Origin of the sequence: Enterobacter cloacae complex sp. GYL001 (assembly GCF_049237125.1) — a bacterium.
Classification (GTDB): Bacteria; Pseudomonadota; Gammaproteobacteria; order Enterobacterales; family Enterobacteriaceae; genus Enterobacter; species Enterobacter hormaechei_C.
In genome coordinates this window covers 1-1,455 of record NZ_JBMKGW010000058.1, presented here as the reverse complement: position 1 = coordinate 1,455, position 1,455 = coordinate 1, and the positions used below count along the sequence as shown (strand labels likewise).

The window sequence follows — 1,455 nt, the reverse complement described above, 5'->3', positions numbered from 1 at the left end:
ACCTGTACTGCACCCATTTTGTTGGACGATGAAATGGAATAGTCCCTGATATGTCAAAGCCAAAATACCCCTTCGAAAAGCGCCTTGAAGTCGTGAATCACTACTTCACAACTGATGATGGTTACAGGATCATCTCTGCACGTTTTGGTGTGCCTCGAACCCAGGTCAGGACGTGGGTTGCCCTCTATGAAAAACATGGAGAAAAAGGTTTAATTCCCAAACCTAAAGGCGTTAGTGCTGATCCAGAGTTGCGCATTAAGGTCGTGAAAGCCGTGACCGAGCAGCAGATGTCCCTCAATCAGGCTGCTGCTCACTTTATGCTTGCTGGTAGTGGTTCTGTAGCCAAGTGGCTGAAAGTCTATGAGGAGCACGGAGAAGCTGGTTTACGCGCACTCAAGATCGGCACCAAAAGAAACATTACAATGTCAGTTGATCCAGAAAAAGCGGCGTTAGCATTGGAGCTGTCGAAAGACCGACGTATTGAGGATCTTGAAAGACAAGTTCGATTCCTTGAAATGCGGCTTACGTATCTAAAAAAGCTGAAAGCCTTAGCTCATCCCGCGAAAAAGTGAAAGTACTCAACGAGCTAAGGCAGTTTTACCCTCTTGATGAGCTTCTCAAGGCAGCGGAGATACCGCGCAGTACGTTTTATTACCATCTAAAGGCTCTCAGCAAGCCTGATAAGTATGCGGATGTTAAAAAGCGTATTGGTGAGATTTATCACGAGAATAAAGGTCGTTACGGATACCGTAGGGTAACGTTGTCTCTCCATCGAGACGGGGAACGGATTAACCATAAAGCCGTTCAGCGCCTGATGGGAACCCTCTCGCTTAAGGCAGCGATTAAGGTCAAGCGATACAGCTCCTACAGAGGAGAGGTAGGGCAAACCGCCCCCAATGTTCTCCAAAGGGATTTCAAGGCTACACGGCCAAACGAGAAGTGGGTTACCGACGTTACTGAATTTGCAGTCAATGGGCGAAAGCTGTATTTGTCTCCAGTAATAGATCTCTTCAACAACGAAGTTATTTCTTACAGCCTGTCGGAAAGACCTGTGATGAACATGGTCGAGAATATGCTCGATCAGGCATTCAAAAAGCTTAAGCCTCACGAGCATCCTATTCTGCACTCTGACCAGGGATGGCAGTATCGTATGAGAAGGTATCAAAACATCCTTAAAGAACAAGGCATTACACAGAGCATGTCCAGAAAAGGCAATTGTCTGGATAATGCAGTCGTGGAATGTTTCTTTGGAACCTTAAAGTCGGAGTGTTTTTATCTTGACGAGTTCAGTAATATAAGCGAACTGAAGGATGCTGTTACGGAATATATTGACTACTACAACAGCAGAAGAATTAGCCTGAAATTAAAAGGTCTGAGTCCAATTGAATATCGAACCCAGACCTATGTGCCTCGTGTTTAACTGTCCAACTTTTTGGGGTCAGTACAACCCGAGGC

At 45.6% G+C, this 1,455-nt stretch carries 1 protein-coding gene; it reads left to right on the top strand.

All coding sequences use genetic code 11. The annotated features are described in order from the left end of the window. The first annotated feature begins 50 nt into the window (after window positions 1-50). Window positions 51-1,420 (top strand): IS3-like element ISKpn8 family transposase gene (locus ACOTWU_RS25240; RefSeq protein WP_085949440.1). Its coding sequence is split into 2 segments (ribosomal slippage): window positions 51-531 and window positions 531-1,420, totalling 1,371 coding nucleotides; the frame shifts between segments, so codons are not numbered across the junction. Window positions 1,421-1,455 lie beyond the last annotated feature (35 nt).